Origin of the sequence: Burkholderia sp. SJZ089 (genome assembly GCF_007828315.1) — a bacterium.
Classification (GTDB): Bacteria; Pseudomonadota; Gammaproteobacteria; order Burkholderiales; family Burkholderiaceae; genus Burkholderia; species Burkholderia gladioli.
Genome location: NZ_VIUM01000005.1, coordinates 1 through 22,901, shown reverse-complemented (window position 1 = coordinate 22,901; position 22,901 = coordinate 1). Strand labels below are relative to the sequence as shown.

Annotated in this window: 14 protein-coding genes; 5 read left to right on the top strand and 9 right to left on the bottom strand. The window is 64.7% G+C overall.

Annotation, left to right across the window (positions count from 1 at the left end):
* Nucleotides 1-183: 183 nt before the first annotated feature.
* Nucleotides 184-7,740 carry a hemagglutinin repeat-containing protein gene (locus FB600_RS10455; protein ID WP_145756846.1) on the bottom strand — a complete coding sequence of 2,519 codons (7,557 nt, stop codon included), beginning with the start codon at nt 7,738-7,740 and terminating at the stop codon, nt 184-186.
* 284 nt (nt 7,741-8,024) lie between these two features.
* On the opposite strand from FB600_RS10455, the gene FB600_RS10450 reads away from it, so the two are divergent.
* Both FB600_RS10450 and FB600_RS10445 read left to right on the top strand, forming a co-directional pair.
* The gene (locus FB600_RS10450) at nt 8,025-8,531 is read left to right on the top strand and encodes a dihydrofolate reductase (protein ID WP_098154058.1); all 507 of its coding nucleotides are present in this window, start codon (nt 8,025-8,027) and stop codon (nt 8,529-8,531) included.
* Nucleotides 8,528-8,788, top strand: a complete 261-nt coding sequence (locus tag FB600_RS10445) for a hypothetical protein (protein ID WP_145756847.1) — start codon at nt 8,528-8,530, stop codon at nt 8,786-8,788. Before FB600_RS10450 ends, FB600_RS10445 begins: the two co-directional genes overlap by 4 nt.
* A gap of 22 nt (nt 8,789-8,810) precedes the next feature.
* On the opposite strand, the gene FB600_RS10440 is transcribed toward FB600_RS10445, so the two are convergent.
* The 6 genes from FB600_RS10440 to FB600_RS10415 all read right to left on the bottom strand — a co-directional run bounded on the left by FB600_RS10440 (nt 8,811) and on the right by FB600_RS10415 (nt 14,623).
* A complete protein-coding gene (locus FB600_RS10440) occupies nt 8,811-9,560 on the bottom strand; it encodes a FadR/GntR family transcriptional regulator (protein ID WP_145756857.1) in 750 nt (249 codons plus the stop codon).
* A gap of 186 nt (nt 9,561-9,746) precedes the next feature.
* Nucleotides 9,747-10,988, bottom strand: a complete 1,242-nt coding sequence (gene fucP / locus FB600_RS10435; protein WP_145756848.1) for an L-fucose:H+ symporter permease — start codon at nt 10,986-10,988, stop codon at nt 9,747-9,749.
* 71 nt (nt 10,989-11,059) lie between these two features.
* The gene (locus FB600_RS10430) at nt 11,060-11,398 is read right to left on the bottom strand and encodes an L-rhamnose mutarotase (RefSeq protein WP_096748942.1); all 339 of its coding nucleotides are present in this window, start codon (nt 11,396-11,398) and stop codon (nt 11,060-11,062) included.
* Between the two features lie 48 nt (nt 11,399-11,446).
* Nucleotides 11,447-12,223, bottom strand: a complete 777-nt coding sequence (locus FB600_RS10425; protein ID WP_105820825.1) for an SDR family oxidoreductase — start codon at nt 12,221-12,223, stop codon at nt 11,447-11,449.
* 33 nt (nt 12,224-12,256) lie between these two features.
* Complete coding sequence (locus FB600_RS10420; RefSeq protein ID WP_098154062.1) at nt 12,257-13,594, bottom strand: L-fuconate dehydratase; 1,338 nt, start codon at nt 13,592-13,594, stop codon at nt 12,257-12,259.
* Nucleotides 13,595-13,780: 186 nt separating this feature from the next.
* Complete coding sequence (locus FB600_RS10415; RefSeq protein WP_098180854.1) at nt 13,781-14,623, bottom strand: amidohydrolase family protein; 843 nt, start codon at nt 14,621-14,623, stop codon at nt 13,781-13,783.
* A 708-nt stretch (nt 14,624-15,331) separates the two neighbouring features.
* Here FB600_RS10415 and FB600_RS10410 point away from each other — a divergent pair.
* Together FB600_RS10410 and FB600_RS10405 are read left to right on the top strand one after the other, a co-directional pair.
* Nucleotides 15,332-17,476: a M1 family metallopeptidase gene (locus tag FB600_RS10410; protein WP_098180855.1), complete on the top strand. Its 2,145-nt coding sequence runs from the start codon at nt 15,332-15,334 to the stop codon at nt 17,474-17,476.
* 810 nt (nt 17,477-18,286) lie between these two features.
* A complete protein-coding gene (locus FB600_RS10405) occupies nt 18,287-20,470 on the top strand; it encodes a hypothetical protein (RefSeq protein ID WP_096748947.1) in 2,184 nt (727 codons plus the stop codon).
* 95 nt (nt 20,471-20,565) lie between these two features.
* On the opposite strand, the gene FB600_RS10400 is transcribed toward FB600_RS10405, so the two are convergent.
* Entirely contained in the window at nt 20,566-21,402 is an 837-nt protein-coding gene (locus tag FB600_RS10400; RefSeq protein WP_096748948.1) for a GNAT family N-acetyltransferase, read from the bottom strand.
* Nucleotides 21,403-21,571: 169 nt separating this feature from the next.
* On the opposite strand from FB600_RS10400, the gene FB600_RS10395 reads away from it, so the two are divergent.
* Nucleotides 21,572-21,895, top strand: a complete 324-nt coding sequence (locus FB600_RS10395) for a YXWGXW repeat-containing protein (protein WP_013697958.1) — start codon at nt 21,572-21,574, stop codon at nt 21,893-21,895.
* Between the two features lie 122 nt (nt 21,896-22,017).
* Here FB600_RS10395 and hutU read toward each other — a convergent pair.
* Nucleotides 22,018-22,901 (bottom strand): urocanate hydratase (hutU, locus tag FB600_RS10390; protein WP_145756849.1); only part of this gene is annotated, 884 nt, incomplete at its 5' end.

The following is a 22,901-nucleotide window of genomic DNA, read 5'->3' as shown; positions in this document are numbered from 1 at the left end:
AGCACCAAATAAAGTAAATTATGAAAAATGGCCCGCCAAAAAAAATTAACGTTTTGTTCTCGTCTAATCCAAACAAATGTCTGATCAGCTCTGACGTGAGAAACGCCCAGAAAACACCCGTCCCAAATGATATTGAGGCAACGACCACAAAGAGACGGGCTTTAGCGCATAAATCCCTATTCATTAATTACCCACCTTTGTTTCCTTTGACACGTCGTTGTAGACGGCAATCCCTCGGGACCCCACACCAAACAGCATCAAGGGCTGATTTACCCCCGGCAATGGCATTTTTGTTGGCGGAAACAATGTGACATTATTGTATGCAGGAACTGACACGCCAAACATAGACTGTGGCCGACCAAGCCCATCAGCAAGACCAACATTAAGCGTGCGAGGTGCCCAAAGACCCCCAACGCTTACACTAAAATTTACGACATCGTATGCAGTTCCGCCCCATTGGGGGGAAATTGAAGAGAAAGTCTCCCTCAGTGGGTTGTATCCCGCGGCGCCCTTTCCCATGTAAAAATTAAACAATCCAGAGGCACCCTCGGCAAAATCGCTCGCCCCCATTGCGGCCATTGGACCACCAACAATACACGCCACACCACCAAAACCGCATACGCCAAGACCAGTGGCTGCAGTAAGGCCACCGGTAACGAGTTTAATGGCATCCTTGCCGGGAGCGATAATATTTGCTTTAACATTGTCCACGTACTGTTGACCGCCGGTGTAAACAAAGAGGCCTTGCCCCTGCTGCGATTTCACCCACCCAATTTCTGACTTCAAATTTTCTGCCTCAACAAGTGAGACGAAGCTTGCGTTGAAAGCCGCACTGTTGGGCGGGAATTCGATCCAACATTGGTCAATAAAACATGCAGCGCGAGTCAACCGATCTTCGAGTGCCCTATCTCTGTTTGCCTTTTCGCTAATCGCCTTCTTTTCTTCCGCATGCAATTGCCGGTTGAACCGATCCACGTTGTACCCCGAGAACGCCCCCGATTCACCACCCACCGCCGCACCGGCCCCCGTCGCCAACGCATTCGCCACGATATTGCCCAGTGCCTGATTCATATTGACGTCGCCAGTCGGATCGCTGTCCGCGATTGCACCGCTCAGTTCGTTCAACTTGCCCGACGCGATCGACGCAATCGCCGCGCCGGCTGCGCCGCCTACCGTGTTACCGCCCGCCAGCCCCGTCACCAGCGCCGCGCCGGCACCTTGCATCAGCGCTCGATTCGCTCCGCCCTCCTTCCACGCGTCAACGCCCGCCTTGTCCCCGTCCGCCGCGGCCTCCTTCATCATCTTGTCCGCGTAGTCCCCGATACGGCGCGACACCGCTTCACCGGCGGCGCTGGCCGCCGCCATCACGTCCGCCTGATTGCTCAACAGGTTCTGCACGTCAGGGAGCTTGGAAACTGTACCGTTCGTATTCGTCGTATCGCGGTTCAGGCTTGCCACATCCTGCTTCTGGTTCACCGAATCCCTAATCGTGATCGTCCCCGCGCTGACGCCGCTCTTCGTCGTCACGCGATCGCTGCCATGTGTGCTGTAGTTCATCCCGCCATCGCCGGTCGTCGCGCCCGCACTGAAACCGCTCGAACTCGCATCGTAGTGCGACTGATTCTGAACGTCCGAGAAGGAGAGCGACCCTGTCGTCAGCGAATTCCTCGACGCATCCGCGTCGCTCGCAATCAACCCACCCTTCAGGTCGGTATTGCCGGCCACGTTGACATTGAACCCGCCATCGCCCGCATGAATTCCGGCCTGCTCATTGACGCCCGCATAGCTTCCCGACGCGTCGCCCTTGCTCTGGCTGAAGTTCCCACTGGCGCCGCCCTGGCTGATGCTGAAGCCGCCGCCCGAACTCGACTGATGCGCCGCGCTCGACAACGTATCCTGCACGCTCGCGATGTTCAGATTTCCGCCCACATCGGCATTCACCTGATTGCCCTTCACGGTCGAGCCGATGAGGTTCGTATCGCCGCCCGAGATGATCGTCACGCCGTTTGTCGCGTTCACATGGCTGTTGTTCTGCGTGACCAAGTCGCTGTTGCCGTCGCCGCTGGCTTTCGACATCGCCGCCGAGACACCGAACCCGCCCGTGCCGACCGACACACCAACGCTCGCGCTCTTCGAATCGTTCGTGCTGCGCGTCGAGTCCGTATCGGTCGTGTTGACGATATTGACCTGATTCTTTGCCGCCAGGATCACATCGTTCGCGTTCACGTTCGAGCCCGCGATCATCACATTGCCGCTTCCTGGCTGGCCGTTACCCGTCGCCGCGAACGCCGCGGTTCCGCCTGCCATGACGCTGGAGCCGCGATTCGTCACGCTATCTTCCGAGAACGCGCTCTTGCTGTGACTGCTGCCGACGCTGACCTCAACCTTGAACTGGGGCGTTTCGCCTGCCCCCAGTGTATTGACCAGATCGCCCGCGGCCATGTTCGCATCCCACGCCGCGCTGGCCGCCGCCATCCCGTGCAACGCTGCGGCGCGGCCATCCTGGCTACGACTGGCCGCTCGCGATTGACCCACGGCATTCGACACCGCATCGATCACGGGCGCTTTCAGCGCCAACGTCAGGCCGCTCTTCGACACGTCCTGCGTCTCGCCCCGGTGACGGGTATCCTGCGCAGCGTCGATCGTCACGTTCGCGCCTGTTCCGCTCAGGTTCTGGGCCGCAATCAGGTCGCTTCCCGTTACGTGCAGATCGTTCCCCGCAGCGATGCTGAGGTTGCCTTTCAGCGAACCGATCGTGCTGCCGTTGTTCGACACCTCGGTCGTCTGACTGCGGGTCTTCAGCGAACTGCTGCCAACCGACACTGACAGACCGCCGCCCGACATCAGCCCCGATTCCTTCTTGTCGTAGTAGTTCGACCACTGCAAGGTATCCTGCGACGTCGTCACCCTCACGTTGTGCGCGGCAGTGAGCGTCAAGTCGTTCGTCCCGACGAGGGTGCTGCCCTGAACATTGACGTCCTTTCCACTGACTATATTCACACCGTCCGCCGACACCAGACTGCCACGATTGAGCGTCATCGTCTGGTCGATCCCGCTCGCAATCTTTACGCCGCTCACCACATTGCTGTGGCTATGCGTTTCGTATGAGTTGAGCTCATGCGTCTCCATTGCCGCACCGACGTTCACGTCGCCGGCCGCCAGCAGGTTCGCGTTGCCCTTGTTGAGGCTAATCGCGCTGCCGGAAAGCGTAATGTCCTTGCCCGACACGATATTGACCGTATCGCCCCCCTTCAGCGTCGAGCCAGTCAGTGCCTGGTCGGACGTGTGCAGCGTCTCGGCATAGCTGCCGTGACTGTCGCTGCCCGAACTGTTGCTGTTCACGGTCGAGGTCGCACTCGCCGTGCCGAGCGTCACGTTGCCCTTGGCCGCGATCGTCCCACCTTGGCCCAGGTCGATCTGCGCGCCGCGTGCGGTCAAATCGCCGCCGACGCCGATACTCGATTGTCCACCGACGCTGACCGAACTACCGGTGACCTTGTTGATATCGGTATTCGACACACCATTGGCTCGCTGCACGATCTTGTGCTCGCCCGTCTGCACGGCACCGAGATCCCAGTTGCCGCCGACATTCATGCCGAGATTACCGCCGACCGACAGGTCACCCGCGTTCTGCTGGACGTTACCGCCCGTCGTGATCGACGCGTCGCCCACGACGTCCAGTTTCGCGGTCGGCCCGAGCGTCGTCACCACGCTCGTCGCGCCGTCCCGGCTCACGCGTGTGTTCGCCTTCGTCGCCGTGTCGAGAATCAGGTCCTTGCCCGCGTCCAACTGCAGGCTGCCGGCCTTCACGTTCGCCGACGTCAGATCGATGTTGTTCTCGGTCGAGAGCGCCATCAGTCCGCCGCCTTGCAGCGCGCCGAATGCGTTGTCGATCTGCTTGCCCTGGATCGCCAGCGTATTGGCCGCCTTGATCGTGCCGCTGTTGGTGAACGACTGCGCGTTCTGCAGATCGATGTTGGTTGCGGCGATCAACGGGCCATTCATGTTCTGCTGGCTGGCCTGCGCCAGATACACGACCGGCACCAGCACCGACTGGCCGTCGACCACGCGCGTTTCCATCAGGATCACGTTGCTGGTCAGCCTGGCGACCTGGTCGGCCGACAGGCTCGCGCCGATCGGCAAATCGAGCGACTTCGACAGATCGGCACCGGCCGCCATCAGCGACTCATACATCGTCTGCAGGTCCGCGTACGGTCCGAGCACCGCCTTGCCCGTCAGCGATGTCACCTGATTGCGTACCAGTTGCTGCTCGTAGAAGCCGTCGCCCAGCCGCTTCGGGATATGCGTCAGGTCGACACCGATCTGACTGAAGAAGTAATCGCTCGAGATGAAGTTCTTCTGGTTCGTGAACGCCGGGTTCGTCTCGATCACATAGCTCGCGTTCGGCGCGGCGGTCGGCTTGAACAGGTCACCCTGCTGAATGGTGAGATTGTTCAGGACGTTCAGCGCCGTCGCGCTGGCAAGGATCGGATCGACCGGCGCGGACGGCGCGCCGTGCACCGACAACGCCCCCGATTTCGCGCCGCTCGCGTTACCGCTCAGCTTGGTCGGCGTGAGTCCTGGCACCGATTGCCCCGGCAGCAGGCCGAGCGACGGAATCGACGCGTTACCGGCCGTGTTATTGACGCTGGCGCCCGTGCCCGAGATCGTGCCGTTCGAACTCAGCGTCGAAAAATAGCCCGGCAGCGTGTAGTCCTTGAGGGAAGCCGGCGCCGCCTGTGTGTAGCCACCCGGGCGCCCCGTCACGAACGGCGCGTTGCCGAACGGCAGTTGCCAGTCGTGCTCGGTGTTGTCGTAGTTGTTGTAGTGGTATTGCCCCGAATAGGAGACCGTCACGCCCGGCAGTTTCTGGCCGGACGCCGCCCAGCCGTCGGCGTCGTAGCGGGCCGGCATCTTGATGTCGCCGACCGCCGCGATGTTGCTCCAGTAGTTTTGCAGCGTACCGCCCGACGACGCATCGATCTTGCCGCCCGACACGATCTGGGCGGCCGGGCTGAGATCCGTTACGGTCGTCGCTGTCGCGCTGTCCGCGTAGTAGGTCGTGAACTGATAAACGCTGTTCCACTGACCGCCATGAGGCGGCTCGGTGTAGACACCGCCGATGCTGTCCGGATCCTTCACGCCGATCTGTCCCGTGCGGCCGTTGATCGGAACCCCGAACTGCGCGAGCGATGCCGGCTCGATCTGGCTGGTGGACGTCTTCATCACGCGGCGCGTGTTCGTCACCTTGTTCGCGTGCAGTTCCATGTCGCCGCCGGACTGGACCAGGGCCGACACGTTATTGACGAGCGCGGCGTTCGTATAGCTGCCGCTCGCGTCCTTGCCGCCCGCCAGCACGACCTTGCCCATGCCGAAGATGGCCGTGGTCGCCGTCGAGTCGGTCGCGGTGGTGTCGTCGCGGTTCTCAATGTCGTGCGCGAGAATCTCCAGCGTGCCGTTGCTGTCCGACGCCCCGATCAGCGCGGTCGACCCGAGGTTCACGATCGTATTCATCGCGTTCAGCGAGGCGCTGGCGCCCACCAGCGCGCCGGTATTGGTCAGGTTGGTCGACTGCGTGCGCAGCAAGCCGCCGGCCGTCAAGGCGCCCGCGTTGACGATGTTGCCTGCGTCGACGCTCAGCGTGTTGACGGACTGCAGGCTCGCGTTGTTCGTGAAGGTGCCGGGCAAGGTGAACGCGAGGTCGTGACCGACATTGAACTGGGTATCGGACGCCGCCGTGTAGTCGCCTTGGAGATGCACGTTGGCGTCATGCGTCGCGCTGTAGGTGCCGCCGCCTTGCAGCGTGGCCGCGGCGATCGATAAGTCGTGCGTCGAACTGATCTGGCCACCTTGGTTCGACAGGGCACCGCCATTTGTCAACGACAGCGACGCGTCAGAACGAAGCAAACCCTGCGCATTGTTCAAGTGGCCCGAAATGGTCGCGTCGATGCACCGTTGCGCGGCGAGGATACCGCCCGCGTTGTTCCAGCCAGCCGCTTGGACACTGGCTTGCCCCTTCGTCACGATGGTGCCCGACGCGTTGTTCAGCGCGTTGGCTCCCGTGCCGGGTGCAATCGTCAACGTCCCGATCCCGCCGTGCGTAATGATGCCGCCCGCGTTGTCCAGCTCGGCCGGCGTGAGCGTCAGGTCGGTAGCGTTGGTCTGGATCACGCCGGACGCCGAGTTATCGAGCGTGCCGCTAACGTTCATCCCCATCGTCGACGATCCATACTGCGTGATCGTACCGCCGTGGTTCGACAGGTTGGCACCCGTCAATGTCATGCTGCCGCCGCTCGACACACCGCCGTGGTCGTTGATCACCGTGCCGGAAGCCTTCGCGTTGACCGTACCTTGTGCGCTGGTCGTCGCGCTCGACAGGTTCACGTCGCCGGCTGTCGCATCCAGCGACAGATTGCCGTTTGCTGTCGTCTGGCTGCCGGCGAGATTCACACTGGCACCGGTCAACGACGCATTGCCACCAGCAGCATTCTGGCCAGTTGCGCTCAACTGGCCGGAGGCCGTCAGGTTCAGATCGCCGCCCTGGCCGACCGCTCCGTCGTTGTTCACGCCCGCACCGAGCGTGCCGGTTGAATTGACGCTGCCGGCATTCACGCTCGTATCCTGCTGTGCCGCCAGTGTCCCGCTGTTCGTGAGATCGGTGCCGATGCTGGCCGACAACGACTGCTGCGCGTAAGTCGTACCGCTGTTCTGTATCCCGTTCGCGGCCGACAACGCGAGGTTGCCGCTCGCCGTCGTCTTGCCCGTGAGCATCAGGCGGCCGTTCGATTGCAGCGTCAGATCGCCTGTCTGCGCCGCGATCGTCCCTGCGTTCGCGACACCGACGCCTGCCGAGTTGCCAATCAAAAATACCCTGTTGGCATACATGCCGCCCAACTGGGCCACATCAATCGCGACAGCGGGAGCAGGACCGTCACCGGCGATCGGCATCGCGGCAAGCGTGTCGTGATTGATCTGGTTCGCGCCGGCGATCACGTTCAGATTCTTCGCGTAGATCGCCGCATTGGCCTGCACGGCGCGGGAAATGATGTCGACCTGATCGAGATTCGAGGCATTGAGGCCCGCCCCGGCAACGGTCACGAGGCCGCGGTTGACGTTGTAGCCAGCCAGCGAGCCGTCGGCTCCGTAGAACGGCAGGCCCGTGGTCAGGGCCGCGCGGCTGGTATTGATGAAGCCCGCGCCATCCAGGTAGATGCCGGACGGGTTGGCCAGGACAAGTTCGGCGCGGGCGCCTGCGATCTCCAGCGCGCCGCGGATCTGGGAGGGGTTCGGGCCGTTGACCTGGTTGACGATGATGCGCGCCACATCGTTCGGCCCGAAGTTCGGGTTGCCGTTGATCCATCCGCCAAGCTGGGTCTGGACCATGGTGGCCGAGTTGTTCAGGATCGCGCCGGCCTTCTGCACGTCGAACTGGTTGTAGGTGTTGACCGACACACCGCTGCCGCCTGGCTTGTTGATATTGACTTGTGGCAGCCCGTTCGGCGTCTGAATCACCACCGGCGCGCTCGGCCCCGCCCCAACGATTTGCGCCTGGACCGCCGTCGACAGAGCACCGGCCACCGCCGAGGTGGCCAGCAACGCGGCAGCGCGCATGCCTGACGATCGCTTGACCCGCCGCGCCTCGCCGCTTGCGGATTTGCCCTCGGCCGTGGTCGTCTCGGCGACGGCCATCACCATACCCCGAAGCCTGGAATACACCAGGCGATGCGCATTCTTGTTCATTCTCTTCGACGTGGCCTGCGTCCATTTCGTTAGTTATGGGACGCGAGCTTATCGAAGCAATGAAAGATAGCTGTCAACAACTGCCAAGTTCTTGACTCAAACGACTCAAGTTCTGAATTTCAGATGAATCTGATTGATTTGCGCCCAGGCGCTCTTGATCTGCTTCGATACTTGCGTGAGTCCCGGCGGGCAGTTGCTTCCAGCATGCTCCTTGCACGGTCGCACCCGCCTGAAGCCCACACGCCCGTTAGAATGCCGCATTAAAGCGACATCGAGAGGCCTTCATGCTGGAGGGAAAACAGATCGTCATGGTGGCCGCGATGGCGGCTAATCGCGTCATCGGTTTCGGCAAGGACATTCCCTGGACGATCCCCGGCGAGCAGAAGCGCTTCCGCGAACTGACGATGGGACAGTTGCTGGTGATGGGGAGACTGACCTTCGAGTCGATCGGCAGGCCCCTGCCTGGCCGGGACGTGGTGGTGCTCAGTTCGCGCGACGAGGCCCTGGCGGGCGCACGGCGCGCGGCATGCTTCGAAGCGCTGGTGGACATCATCCGCGACGACCCGCGCGAGCGGGTACTCATCGGCGGCGGCCAACAGATCTACGAGCGCTTCCTGCCTTTCGCCGATGTCGTCCATCTGACCGAAATCGATCTGCAGGTGCCTGGCGACACGTTCTTCCCAACGCTGCCGGCGCGCTTCACGGCCGTCGATCGGATCGAGATCGACGGTGCCGTCGCTCACGCCTTCGTCACCTATGCCAGCGCCTCGCCAGGCGGAAACCTCCGATGAAACACGCCGACAGCGCCGCCCTAGATCGACTCGAACCGCTGCTCGCGGAAATCCGCCAACTGGCCGGCACGGGCCTGAAGGAACGCGCACGCGGCGTGTTCTACCGCCAGTCGCGCGCCTTCCTGCATTTCCATACCGACCCGGCCGGCCTGTTCGCCGACCTGCGCCGCGGCGAGGCCTTCGAGCGCTTCCCGCTCGCCTGCGCCGCCGAGCGCAGCCGCTTTCTCGCCGCCGTGCGCGAAACCCTCCGAGCCTGAACCGGCCCTTCCCCACTGCGCCCTACACCGACTGCCGCGAAAAAATCCGGATCACCGAATTCAGGTGAGTCAGCATCGCGCGCCGCGCGCCCTTGGCATCGCGCGCCTCCAGCGCATCGAGGATCGCGCGGTGCTCGATCTCGGAGCGATGCGGCATGTCACGCGGCGTATACAGCTTCTGCAGCCGCTGGAACAGCGGATCGTAACGATGCGCGAGCATCTGCTTGATCATCATCGCGTAGGCGTCGTTGCCGCTGGCCTCGGCGATGCGGATATGGAACAGCCGGTCGCCCGGATGCGTGGTCGAACCGCTGCGATTGTCCTGCTGATTGCGCAGGAAGGCTTCGCGGATCGCCGCGAGCTGCGCGTCGGACGCATTGAGCGCGGCCAGCTCGGCCGCCTCGGGCTCGATCAGCTTGCGCGCCTGCAACAGGGAAAACGGCGGAATCTCGGCATTGAGGTCGAACTCGATGCCCAGCTCGGGATCGACCTCGAGCAGGTTCGAACGCGGGGCCGGCGCGGCCTCGGCGGGCGGCTGCTCGCGCTGGCGCACCGAAACGCCGTCACCGACACGCACGGAAACCAGCCCGATCACCTCCAGCGCGATCAGGGCCTCGCGCACCGAGGTGCGCGACACGCCGAACTGCACGGCCAGCTCGCGCTCGGGCGGCAGGTAGCTGCCGGGCGGGAAGCTGCCGGATTCGATCATCGCGCGCAATTGATCGGCGATTTGCTGGTAGAGACGGCGATTCTGGATAGGTTGGATCGGCATACGTTCGCTGGCGAGTCGCGTCGGGATCGTGGGCGTTCGCGGCCGCCGCCCCTCGGGCGGTACACGCGAACCAGACGGCGATTCTAATACGTATGCGTCGATCGGCCGACGCGCGCGCTTTCCGGCCTGCGCGCGCGCACGCCTGGCGGGCGCCGGCCAGCGGCCCGCGCGCAGCCGGATCATGGCTCAGGCGATGCGGCTGCCGCGCCAGCCGTACCAGGCCACCACGGCGAAACAGGCGAGCGGCAGCGCGTAGGCGATGCTCACGCCCGAGCCGTCGGCGACGCGCCCCATCGCGTAGGGCATGATCGCCCCGCCGACGATCGACATCACCTGGAACGAGGCGCCGCGCTTGGTCTGCGGGCCGAGATCCTTGACGCCGAGCGCGAAGATGGTCGGGAACATGATCGACATGAAGAAGAACACGCCGATCAGCGCGAGCACCGACAGCACCGGGATGCCGGCCAGCACGATGGCGCAGAGCGCGATGTTGGCGAGCGCGTAGAGCGTCAGCAGCCGGGCCGGCGAGACCTTGCCCATCGCGGCGGTGCTCACGAAGCGCCCGGCCATGAACAGCAGCAGCGCGATCGACAGCATGAAGGAGGCGCGCTGCGCGCTCAGCTCGGGCCAGTGCACGATCGCGTAGTTGATGAAGAAGGCGCCCACGCCCACCTGCGCGGCCACGTAGAAGAACTGCGCGACGATGCCGCCCACGAAGTGCGGACGCGACCAGATCGACTCGCCGGCGGCACGCTGCGCGGCCGAGGCCGGGCGGCGGATGTCGGGCATCGGCGTGCGCGCGATCAGCAGCGCGAGCAGCACCACCACGCCGGCGATCGCCACGTAGGTGATGCGCACCGAGCCGAGCCCCTCGGCGGCGGCCTGGCTGGTCGCGCCCGAGGGGAAGAAGAAGGCGCCGCCGATCAGCGGCCCGAGGAAGCTGCCCAGGCCGTTGAAGGATTGCGAGAGGTTCAGGCGCCGCTCGGCCGTCTCGGGCGTGCCGAGTTCGGTCACGTAGGGATTCGCGGCGGTTTCCAGGCAGCCGAGGCCGGAGGCGATCACGAACAGCGCGAACAGGAAGAACGGGAAGCTGGCCACGCCCGAGGCCGGGATGAACAGCAGCGCGCCGATCGCGTAGAGCGTGAGCCCCAGCAGGATGCCGCGCTTGTAGCCGAAGCGCTCCATCAGCAGCGCGGCCGGGATCGCCATCACGAAATACGCCCCGAAATAGGCGCCCTGCAGCAGGCCCGATTGCGCCTTGCTGACGTGCAGCACGTCCTGGAAATGCTTGTTCAGCACGTCGAGCAAGCCGTATGAGAGCCCCCACATGAAAAAGAGGCTGGTCACCAGAATGAACGCGGTGCGCCAGTCGCGCGAGCGTTGCGCCGTGCCGACCGGCGTGACGCCGGCTTCCGATACCTGTTGCATGAATCCTGTCTCCTTCCGTCCCGGTCACGGGCTCGTCTGTTTCTGTTTCCGGTTGCCGTCGCCGGCCCCGCTCACTGCCCGCCGAGATCGAAGATGCGCGCCATCGGTGCCCACTTCACCCCGGCCGGCGTCCATGGCGTGGGCTGCTGGAAGGTGCTCATCAGCGTCTCCCACTCCACCACCTTCGGATCGGCGAGACTCGCCGCCGCCATGCGCGCGGCGTCGAAGCGCGCGTCGTCCGTTTCCATCACCATCGTCAGGCGGTTGCCGATCCGCCAGATCTCCATCGAGGTCACGCCCTGCCCACGCAAGTGCGCGGCAATCTCCGGCCAGATGCGCTCGTGATGCGCCTCGTAGCGCGCGATCGATTCGGGGTCGTCTCTCAGGTCCAGCGCCAGGCATTGCCGCATCGTCGTGTCTCCGTTGTGTTCTTTCGAGGGTCGATCGGCGCGCGGGCCTCAGCCCAGCGCGCGGTCCAGGTGCGTGTAGCCGCCGTCGACGAACAGCCATTGGCCGGTCGTGTGCGAGGCGCGCTCCGACAGCAGGAACACGGCCGTCGAGGCGATCTCCTCGGGCGTGGTCATGCGCTTGCCGAAGGGGATGCGCTGCGTGATCGCGGCCAGTTTCGCCTCGGGATCGTCGAAGCTGGCGAGCCAGGATTCGTAGAGCGGCGTCATCACCTCGGCCGGGATCACGGCGTTCACGCGCACGCCGTCGCCGGCCAGCGAGGCGGCCCATTCGCGCGTGAGCGACAGCACCGCGCCCTTCGCGGCGCAATAGCCGCTGGTGCCGCCCTGCCCGGTCAGCGCCGTCTTCGACGAGACGTTGACGATCGCGCCGCGGCTGGCCTTCAGGTGCGGCTCGCAGTAATGCGCCATCGCGTAGTAGTGCAGCAGATTGCGTTCGAGCGAGGCGACGAAGGCCGCGCGGCCCGCGCCCAGGCCGACGCCGTCGTTGACGCCGGCGTTGTTGACCAGCCCGTCGATGCGGCCGAATTCGGCGATCGCGGCATCGACGGCGGCCTGGCATTGGGCGTCGTCGAGCAGGTCGGTGCGCAGGAAGCGCGTGTGGGGCTGCTGGTCGCGCAGTTGCGAGGCGAAGGCATCGTCGGGCGCGTTGCGGTCGAGCACCACCGGGATCGCGCCTTCGGCCGCCAATGCGCGCGTGATCGCGCCGCCGATGCCGGCCGCGCCGCCCGTGACCAGCACCACCTTGTCTTGCAGATCGAGGTTCATCAGGATTCTCCGTTCGCGTTCGAGCCCTGCCGCTCAGGCGGCTGCATGGGCCACGGCGACGGCGGGATCGACCGATTCGCCCGACCTGGCCGTCTCGCCGCGAAAGCGATAACGCTCCAGCGATTCCGGTTTCATCTCGATCGAGAAACCGGGCGCGCTCGGCGGCATGTAGGCCGCGTCGCGCACCACGCAGGGCTCGACGAAATGCTCGTGAAGATGGTCGACGTACTCGATCACGCGACCTTCGCGCGTGCCGGCGATGCAGACGTAATCGATCATCGACAGATGCTGCACGTATTCGCACAGGCCCACGCCGCCCGCGTGCGGGCACACCGGCAAGCCGTATTTCGCGGCCATCAGCATCACGGCCAGGATCTCGTTGACGCCGCCGAGGCGGCAGGCGTCGATCTGCACCACGTCGATCGCGCCGCGCATGATGAACTGCTTGAACAGCACGCGGTTCTGGCACATCTCGCCGGTGGCCACCTGCACCGGGCCGATCGCCTCGCGGATCTTGCGATGGCCTTCCACGTCGTCGGGGCTGGTGGGCTCCTCGATGAACCAGGGCTTGGCGAAGGCCAGCTCGCGCACCCAGTCGATCGCCTCGTCCACTTCCCAGACCTGGTTGGCGTCGATCATCAGCTTGCGATCCGGGCCGATCACCTCGCGCGCAATGCTCACGCGGCGGATGTCGTCCTCCAGGTTCGCGCCCACCTTCAGCTTCACGTGATCGAAGCCGGCGTCGATCGCCTCGCGGCAGAGCCGGCGCAGCTTGTCGTCGCTGTAGCCGAGCCAGCCGGCCGAGGTGGTGTAGCAGGGATAGCCCTCGCGTTCGAGCGTGGCGATCCGCTCGGCCTTGCCGGGCGCCTGCTCGCGCAGCAGTTCCAGCGCGTCCGACTCGCTCAGGCAGTCGCCGAGATAGCGGAAGTCGATGGTGCGCACCAATTGTTCCGGCGTCATGTCGGCCACCAGGCGCCACAAGGGCTTGCCTTCGGCCTTGGCCCACAGGTCCCAGGCGGCGTTGACCACCGCGCCGGTGGCCAGGTGGATGGCCCCCTTGTCCGGGCCGATCCAGCGCAACTGGCTGTCGGAGGTCACGTGGCGCCAGAAGCGGCCCATGTCCTCGCGGATCCAGTCCAGGTCGAGGCCCACCACCAGGTGGCGCATCGCCTCGATGGCCGCGCAGCAGATCTCGTTGCCGCGGCCGATCGTGAAGGTCAGCCCGTGCCCTTCCAGGCCGTCGCGATCGGTTTCGAGGATCACATAGGCAGCCGAGTAATCGGGATCGGGGTTCATCGCATCGGAACCGTCGAGCTTCTGCGAGGTCGGAAAACGCACGTCGAGGACGCGCATCGAACGAATGATCGTCATGGTCGTATGTCGTGAATCGTGATTCGAGTGGCGGATGAGCTTGGCGCCATTGGCTCAAAGGATCAATGGTCCAACCAATTGGTCTCAATGATACGAGCTTCGGCCAGCCTCGTCACGCCGTGACGCCTCCGGGTTTTCCCGATGACGGGCCGGCATCGTGCCGGCCCGCGCCGCCTGCCCCGGTCTTCAGTCGATGCGGTAGAAACGGCGCGCATTGCCGCCGAACACGTCGGCCAGCGCCGCGGCGCCGAACCAGCGCGTGCAGGCCCGCTCGCAGGCGGCGAACCAGTCCTCGTAGCCGCCATACGAGGCCGCCAGGCGCAGCACCGGCCAGTCGCTGCCCCACATCAGGCGGCGCGGCCCGAACAGCGTCGCCACGGCCTCGATGTAAGGCGCCACGCCGCTGTCGTCGCTGCCCTCGCCGGCCTCGGTCCACAGGCCCGAAAGCTTGCAGCTCACATTGGGCAGCGCCGCCAGGCGCGCCATCGCGCTACGCCACGGCTCCAGCCGGCCGCTGGCGATCGGCGGCTTCGCGGCGTGGTCGATCACGATCGGCAGCGTCGCGTGACGCGCGGCGAAGGCATGCAGCGCATCGAGCTGCGGCGGCAGCACCAGCGCATCGAACACGAGCGCGTGCTCGCGCAGCGCATCGACCGCGGGCGCGAGCGCCTCGTCGTCGATCCAGCGATCGTCCAGCGCCTGCAGCATCGGCCGCACGCCGCGGAATTTCGGCTCGGCCGCGAACGCGGCGATCCGCTGCGGCGCGTCGGCTGCCTTCATGTCCACCCAGCCCACCACCGCCTTCACGCTCGGCGTCGCGTTCGCGAGCGCGAGCAGGTAGCGCGTGTCGTCGAGCGTGGGCAGCGACTGCACGAGCACGGTGCCGTCGATCTCCGTCGCGCGCAGATGCGGCGCGAGATCCTCGGGGCCGAAATCGCGATGAATCGCGGCGAGGCTCGGCGGCGGCCATTCGCCCTCGCGCGCGGCCATGAGCCAGTAATGCTGGTGGGCGTCGATTCTCGAACTCATCGAGCGGTTTCCTTTGCCTGTTCAAATTTGGTTGCACTCACAACTTTCCGTGCTTGCCTGGCCCGGCGCCATCCCGAGCGTCGCGGCTGCTTGTACACACCGACGACATCGGACCAATGGTCCAGCCAATCACGCGACCTTCGACGACTTGTCTCGCCAGCGCCATCGGGGCTAACCCGCAGCCGGCCCGGCATCGCCTCATGCCGATTTTCGATCGGCATATTTTTCATTCGAGTAAATCGAAACGGCAATAAATTCACCTACAGATTTTTCAACAAACCTCTTGTTCCATTACAAAAAATTACGTTGTATATTCACTCGCGGATTGCTTGTCAGGTTCCGGTATCGAGAACGTCGGCAAACTGTCCGGATTTGTACCACCCGGGTAATCGTTCGAACCCCGGGCCATGAAAAAGGCCAACGTCGAGAATCGCGCGCAAGTCCAGTGTTTGCGCGGCGCAGCACGTGGCCAGGTTGAGCAAGCGCGTACAAACCCATGCCGCAGAGCATGGTTTGTTTCCTATTCGTTTATAAACAACAGGGCCTTCCAACATGCACGCCTTCACATAATTCCGCGCAAGCCTTTCCGGTAATTCATTCAAAACCGCCAGCCATTTCATTTCGCTGCGAAAAATCGGCGAGGGTCTACTATTGCCCACCGATTTCGACGCGCGATTAACCGTTCATTTCACCCTCGAAGGAATCGGCATGAGGATCACACCGCGTCAATTCCGGTATCTGCCGCTCGTCAGCGCCGTCGCGCTGGCACTCGCCGCCTGTGGCGGTGACGACGGCGGCTCCGGCTCGCCCGTCTCGTTCGGCGCCGCCGCGAACAACCAGACCAGCAATGCCGCGCCGGCACCGGCCGTGGATCGCGGCACCAAGCCTGTCGAAATGCCCGATACGGTGGTGCCGGTCAACTACAAGCTCTGGTTCCGCCCGAACGATGCCCTGAACCAGTTCCAGGGCCGCGCCGACGTGGAGATCAACGTGCTGAAGCCGGTCAACGCGATCGTGGTGGCCGCGCACCGCCTGCAGTTCACCAACGGCAAGATCACGCTGCAGCCGGGCAACATCCCGCTGATCGCCACGCCGCAGGGCCAGGGCGACTACGTGCAGCTGCGCCCGGCGAGCGGCACCATCGCGCGCGGCAGCTACTCGCTGCACATGGAATGGCAGGGCATCATCAACTTCGACTCGCATGGCGATCCGGCCCAGGGCACGGTCGGCAGTTGCGACAACGATCCCTATCCGGGCTGCTCGGCAGCCGAAGGCATGTTCCGCGTCGACCTGGTCGCCACCGACGGCACCACCAGCGGCGCGGTGCTCACGCAGGGCGAATCGGACCTGTCGCGCCAATGGTTCCCGGGCTGGGACGAGCCGGCGTTCCGTCCGACCTACGAGCTGTCGGCCGAGGTGCCGCAATCCTGGAAGGTGGTGTCGAACGCGGCGGAGAAGCCCGCGGCCAACATCGGCGCCGGCTACAAGCTGGTCTCCTTCGAGAAGACCCCGCCGATGCCGTCCTACCTGGTGTTCTTCGGCGGCGGCAAGTTCGACACGCTCGAGGACGACTTCACCAGCCCGCTGCCCGACGGCCGCGGCATGCACCTGCGGATCTTCACGCCGCCGGGCATGAGCGAGTGGGCCAAGCCGGCGATGCAGGAAACCAAGCAGGCGCTCGACTACTACTACCGCTACACCGGCATTCCGCTGCCGCTGACGAAGTTCGACACGGTGGCTGCCAACGACAAGTTCAAGGATCAGAAGGACCTGAACTTCGGCGGCATGGAGAACTGGGGCTCGATTCTGGAATTCGCCGACGACATCCTGCCCAAGCCCGGCACGCCGATGTCGAACTACGGCCTGACGGTGCTGACGCACGAGGCCGCGCACCAATGGTTCGGCGATCTGGTCACGCTCGACTGGTGGGATGACGTCTGGCTCAACGAGTCCTTCGCGACCTACTTCGAGACGCGTACCAAGATCCAGTTCCATCCCGAGGTCTTCAACTGGGTGCAGGACGTCAACGACAAGGCCCGCGTGATTCGCTCCGACATCGGACCGAAGGCCTTCCCGGTGCAGCCGAACTTCAATGCCTTCGGCTCGAACGACTTCGTGATCAATGCCGGCACCTTCGTCTACAACAAGGGCGGCCATGTGCTGAAGATGCTCGAGGGTTATCTCGGCGACGAGGTGATGCGCAAGGGCCTGCAGGCGTACCTGAACAAGTACGCGCTCGGCAATAGCACGCCGCAGCGGCTGTGGGATGCCTTGTCGGATGCGAGCGGCCAGAAGGTGGGCCCGATCGGCGACAGCTTCGTGCGCCAGACCGGCGTGCCGCTGCTCTCGCTCGACACGCAGTGCGACCTGACCAAGAACGAGAACATCGTGACGCTGAAACAGTCGCCGTTCCCGAACAAGAACGCCTATCCGGGCACGCAGTGGACCATCCCGGTGACGCTCGCCTACGGTGACGGCCTGATCAAGCGCACCACGTTGTCCTTCGGCGGCACGCAGACCCAGGTCCGCCTGCAAGGCTGCACCCCGGTGCTGGCGAATCCGAGCGGCTTCGACTACTACGTGACGAACTACAGCGATACCGCCTGGAGCGCGCTGCAACCGCAACTGGCACGCACCACCGATCCGGTGCTGCTGGCCAACCTGCGCAACGACACCACCCTGCTCGTCAACAACGGGCTCGCGCCGGCTTCGCGCAGCGCCTCGCTGACGGCGATCAGCCCGCCGGCCGCGATCATGTTGCGTCAGTTGCCGGCCACGGAATCGGTGGTTCGCGAGAGCCAGCCGGTGGTTCGCTTCCACGGCAAGTTCGCCGCTCGCCAGCGCACACAGTAAGCATCCCGAGCCGAGTGCGACGCGCTCAGGCGTGTCGCACCCGCGGCTCACCTGCCGACGCGCACCCGTCATTGCAGCAGGGACGGACGTGCGCCGGCATCCCTCCCTTCGTCATTCGCATTCCGAAGCGTTGTCGGTCGCGTGATGCACGCGTATCCCGATGCCGCCGGACATCACGACTGCCTCGTCGACCTCACCCTCCCCTGGTTCGCCGCCACTCGATCGCATCGAATGGGCTTGCTCGAAGCCCCAAACGCGTCCTGCCCGCCAAACTCGCTGAAGTGTCCGGCTTCCCGGCCGGGGTATGGTTATCCCCGACTGGCGCTATCTCCGTAACGAGATAGGATATCCGACAACAAAACGGCAAGCCGACAGTCAGCCGTCCGTAACGGTGCCCGGATGGACGGCGACTGGCGCATCCCGCGAGACCATCGCGGTGAAATGCCCCGTGGATAAGAAGTATCAGAATGAAGAGTCCTCGGACTCGAGGGGGAGGCGAATCGATACGCACGCCGCGCCGCGTGGCTGCATTGATTTCACTCCATGTCATCTGACGACAGATGATTTAAAGCCACAAGCCTGCTGACGTGCCCGTTTCCGCGACGGCCGCGCGCGGCGACACGCCTGTCGCCTGTGCCGCCCGCGGTGCCCGGGTGCGGCCGCGAGCAGCCGTGACCGTCCACCCGGACGTCGTCGCGCGGCCTCGCTCGCGCCGGCCGACTGGCCGATGAAAAGGAGATGCCTCGATGCACTGACGATTCGCCCCGCTTCCCGCTGCCTCGCTGTCCTGATCATTCCAATGGAGACACCATGTTTTCGATAAAACAAACACGATCCGCCCTCGCCGTCAGCACTGCCCTCGCCGCCCTCTTGCTCGCCGCCTGCGGCGGGGAAACCAGCACCCCGCCCAGTGCCGGCACGCCGGGCACGCCGGGCAATCCCGGCACGCCGTCGACGCTGGCCAGCTCCTTGCAGGGCATCGTCTACGGCACCGCCACCACGGCGGTGCCGAGCGGCGCGAACATCCCGATCACGATGATGGGCCAGATGCGCGCGTTGTTCGACAAGATCAAGGCGGCGCCCGATTTCACGCAGGTGGTGATGGACCTCGGCGACGGCAGCCCGGTGCACGTGCTCGATACCAACACCGGCGACAAGTTCCTGCCGGGCAAGCTCGCGCTGGGCCTGTCGTGGATCCTGATCGACATGAAGTCGAAGAACGATCCGCAGTACGCGGACTATCTCGCGACCTACCAGAAGGTGACGTCGGCGATGATCCAGGGCACGCACGGTACGGATTACCTGTATGCGAACACGTCGTGGGGCGAGTATTACTACCTGGTTGCACTCAACAACTTTCAGGCGCACGGCATGCTCAACGAGGTGTTCAGCGATTCGATGCTGGCCACGCTGCAGCAGCGCCTGCTGTTCTGCGACATGTTCGGGCCGGACGCGAGCGGCAAGACCAATACCTGCCCGGCGGCCGGCACGCCGATCGACATCGCCTCGCTGAACACGGCGCAGAACTACTACGCGGTGTCCTATGGCATCGCCGGCCTGCGCCAGAAGCTCGGCTGGAGCAGCCCGGGCTTCTCGTCGAAGACGGACGCGACGGTCGCCACCATGAATGCACGCGACGCCCTGCTCTACACGCTGACCAACCACATCCGCAACGACTCCTCCGGCGGCTTCTCCGACGAGGCCTCGAACACCAGCAAGACCTATTACGACCAGGCGCGTTTCGACCGCTACAGCACGCTGCTGATCGGCGAGGTGACCGAGCGCACCTTCGAGATGGGCAACGAGGCGAATCTCACGCCCGAGCTGAAGGGCTATCTGCGCAAGTCGGTGGACCTGATCCTGCCGCAGTTGAACACCGACGGCCAAGGCTTCAACTATGGCCGCTCGATCGGCCCTTACGGCGATTCGGCCTTCATGGAGGTGCTGACGGCCGCCGCCAACGCGGGCGTGCTGACCGACGACGAGAAGAAGGTCGCCTATGCCTTCATCTACCGCGCCGCGCTGCGCTTCGAGAACTTCTGGTACGACCCGACGCTGCCGACGCCCTCGGTCAACATGTGGGTCAAGGGACGCGGCACCGATACCTATCGCGGCAAGCCGCGCGTGATGGGCGAGAACTTCAGCCTGCTGCACCAGTACATGTATGTGAACGCCTGGTGGAACAAGCTCGGCTTCGGCAGCACCGCGCCGCTCACCGACACGCAGTTCCAGTCGTGGCTCGATACCACCCAGCCGCATTACAAGCTGACCTGGTACAACCAGCCGACCGACACCGCGCATCCCTATAGCGCGGCGCTGGTGACGGTGCGCGACGGCAAGCGCGTGATCAACCTGAACCTGAGCCAGGCGCCCGACTACAACTCGTTCACGCCGTATTACCCGGTGCCGTTCTCGGACAAGCTGATCTACGGCACGACCGACCTCGCCTATGCGCTGCTGATCCCGCAGGTCAGCTACAACGGCAAGACCTACCAGCCGGTGACTTACTACAAGAACCTGAACGTGCAGGAGAGCAACGGCCAGGTGGTCGTGTCCTTCGACACGGCCAAGTTCCGGGTCGCCTCGAAGAATGCGGCCGCGTCCACCGATCTCGACCTGCAGACGCATACGGTGGTGACCTTCAGCCATGGCACGATCTCGCGCACCGATACGCTGAGCTCGGGCACGCTGACCGGCAACCTGTCGGTGGAGACCGACTACACAGCGTTCAACGACTTCTCGAACAGCACGGCGAATGCCGATGGCGTGTCGGTGTCTTACACGAATGGCGCGGCGACCCACTACGCGACCACCGGCTTCGACAGTTGCGCGTTGTCGGACTTCAGCACCGCGAACGGCACCACCAACCCGCTCTCGACCACGCCGATCGGGCAGCTGCATTCGAAGTTCGCCTGCACGACGCAAGCGTTCACGCTGGGGACCGGCCAGAGCAAGACGCTCAGCTGGACGCTGAAGTATGCGGATCCGGCGTAAGTGCCGCTGAGCCAGCGGGCGGCCTGCCCCGCCTGCTGGAAACAAAAGCCCCGCGCCGGCCATGAAGTCAGGCGGGGCTTTTTCGCGTCCTTCATCTAGATCGACGAGACGGCCTCGCGATTCGCATGCACATGGAAGCGGCAGACCTCGCCGAACCCGAGCCGCCGATACACGCCGAGCCCATCGGGCGAAGCCTGCAGCGCGGCCCGGCGCACGCCGTCCCGCTCGCGCGCCAGCGTCAGCGCCGCGTGCATCGCGGCCGACGCCAGGCCACGTCGACGCTGGTCCGACGCGGTACTGACATCGAACACATGCGCCACGTCATCGTCGGTGTAGAGCGCCGCCGTGCAGACCGCGCGCCCCTCGACTTCGCCGAGATAAAGCTTCAAGGGCTCGCTGCCGTCGAGCCCGAGCGCGGCGACCTGCGCATAGAAAGTCTCGATGCAGGGATCCGGCGGCACGAACAGCGCACCGATCAAGCCGGCGAAACGCGCGATATCGTCCCTACCGCTTATCGCGCGCAACACGAAACCCTCGGGATAGGCCGGCGTCGGCAGCGTATCGAGCTCGGCCAGCATGCCGACGCTGGTCTCGTCGTAGCGGAAACCATTGGCATCGAGCATGCCGGCGATCCCCGCGCTGCCCGCGCTCTCGACGAACCACCAGGCAGCAGGCCGGCGCGCCTCGTTGAATCCGCGCGCGATGGTCTCGACCGTTTCCGCTCGCGCAAAACCCGTTGCATCGCCGATCACGAGATTGAAGGTATCGGAGCGCAGGCCGCTATCGATCACGAGCTGCCCGCCCAGGCTGCTCACACGCATCGCGCCGCCGATGCGGCACGGGAAATAGGCGTTCTTGCTGCGCATGCCGTCGATCAGCGTGGCAACCGATGCGTGATGATCGTGACGCCTGGAAGAAGCGGTGTATGTCATGGCCCTCTCGATTCGTTGTTATCGACCGCGAAACCGTTTCGACAAAACCGGCCGCGGCTTCGCTTATCATGTCGCGCCGGTGCCGGCCTGGGCCTGCCAGGAAGGCGGAAACCGGGATTTCAATATCATTCGGCCGCGTAGGATAACTGAAGGAATCATGGAAGGAAACATGAAGCGAAACTCACCCACCCGCCACGCTCCGATCCTCGCGATCGCCGCGGCGATATTGTCGAGTCTGAGCCTGGCCGCCTGCGTGGTCGAACCCGCCCAGCCGGTGGTCGTGCGCACCGCGCCGCCGCCGCCGCGCGTCGAGGTGGTGCCCGAGCCGCGCGTCGGTTATGCCTGGGAAGGCGGCCACTGGCGCTGGGTGCATGGCGCCTACGAATGGGAGCCGGGCCACTGGGAAGTGGTGCGCGTCGGCCATCATTGGGTTCGTGGCCACTGGGTCGAGCGCGGCCCGGGTTGGGTGTGGGTCGGCGGTCACTGGGACTGATCCGGCCGAGTGCGCGGGACGCTGTCGGTGCCCTCGCCTCGCCACCATGAAAAAGGCCGGCAGGACCGCGTAGGCGATCCTGCCGGCCATCGCGAAGCCGCCCACGGGCGGCTTTCGCTTGATCAGCGCCCCAGCATCGGCAGCTTGAGGCCGGCCTCGCGCGCGGTTTCCTGCGCGAGTTCGTAGCCGGCATCGGCGTGACGCATCACGCCCGTGGCCGGATCGTTGAACAGCACGCGGCCCAGGCGCTCCTTCGCCGCATCCGTGCCGTCGGCCACGATCACCACGCCCGAGTGCTGCGAGAAGCCCATGCCGACCCCGCCGCCATGGTGCAGCGACACCCACGACGCCCCGCCTGCCGTGTTCAGCAGCGCATTGAGCAGCGGCCAGTCGCTGACCGCGTCCGAGCCGTCCTTCATCGCTTCCGTCTCGCGGTTCGGGCTCGCCACCGAACCCGTGTCGAGGTGGTCGCGCCCGATCACGATCGGCGCCTTCAGCTCGCCCTTGCGAACCATCTCGTTGAAGGCCTGGCCCAGGCGATAGCGATCCTTCACGCCCACCCAGCAGATCCGCGCCGGCAGTCCCTGGAAGGCGATCCGCTCGCGCGCCATGTCGAGCCAGTTGTGCAGGTGCGCATCGTCGGGGATCAGCTCCTTCACCTTCGCATCGGTCTTGTAGATATCCTCGGGATCGCCCGACAGCGCCACCCAGCGGAACGGCCCCTTGCCCTCGCAGAACAGCGGGCGGATATAGGCCGGCACGAAACCCGGGAAGTCGAAGGCGTTGTGCACGCCCATCTCCAGCGCCATCTGGCGGATGTTGTTGCCGTAGTCGAGCGTGGCCGCGCCGCGTTCCTGCAGCGTCAGCATCGCCTGCACCTGCCTGGCCATCGACTGCTTGGCCGGCTTCACGATGCTCTGCGGATCGACCTTGCGCGCCTCGTGCCATTGCTCCACGCTCCAGCCTTGCGGCAGGTAGCCGTTCACCGGGTCGTGCGCGCTGGTCT

Bases quoted from the DNA above. Each gene is read 5' to 3' on its own strand.
- FB600_RS10415 (WP_098180854.1), bottom strand. From the start codon at position 14,623: ATGAGTTCGAGAATCGACGCCCACCAGCATTACTGGCTCATGGCCGCG.
- FB600_RS10400 (WP_096748948.1), bottom strand. From the start codon at position 21,402: ATGACATACACCGCTTCTTCCAGGCGTCACGATCATCACGCATCGGTT.
- FB600_RS10455 (WP_145756846.1), bottom strand. From the start codon at position 7,740: ATGAACAAGAATGCGCATCGCCTGGTGTATTCCAGGCTTCGGGGTATG.
- FB600_RS10440 (WP_145756857.1), bottom strand. From the start codon at position 9,560: ATGCCGATCCAACCTATCCAGAATCGCCGTCTCTACCAGCAAATCGCC.
- FB600_RS10395 (WP_013697958.1), top strand. From the start codon at position 21,572: ATGAAGCGAAACTCACCCACCCGCCACGCTCCGATCCTCGCGATCGCC.
- fucP (WP_145756848.1), bottom strand. From the start codon at position 10,988: ATGCAACAGGTATCGGAAGCCGGCGTCACGCCGGTCGGCACGGCGCAA.
- FB600_RS10405 (WP_096748947.1), top strand. From the start codon at position 18,287: ATGTTTTCGATAAAACAAACACGATCCGCCCTCGCCGTCAGCACTGCC.
- FB600_RS10430 (WP_096748942.1), bottom strand. From the start codon at position 11,398: ATGCGGCAATGCCTGGCGCTGGACCTGAGAGACGACCCCGAATCGATC.
- FB600_RS10450 (WP_098154058.1), top strand. From the start codon at position 8,025: ATGCTGGAGGGAAAACAGATCGTCATGGTGGCCGCGATGGCGGCTAAT.
- FB600_RS10425 (WP_105820825.1), bottom strand. From the start codon at position 12,223: ATGAACCTCGATCTGCAAGACAAGGTGGTGCTGGTCACGGGCGGCGCG.
- FB600_RS10445 (WP_145756847.1), top strand. From the start codon at position 8,528: ATGAAACACGCCGACAGCGCCGCCCTAGATCGACTCGAACCGCTGCTC.
- FB600_RS10410 (WP_098180855.1), top strand. From the start codon at position 15,332: ATGAGGATCACACCGCGTCAATTCCGGTATCTGCCGCTCGTCAGCGCC.
- FB600_RS10420 (WP_098154062.1), bottom strand. From the start codon at position 13,594: ATGACGATCATTCGTTCGATGCGCGTCCTCGACGTGCGTTTTCCGACC.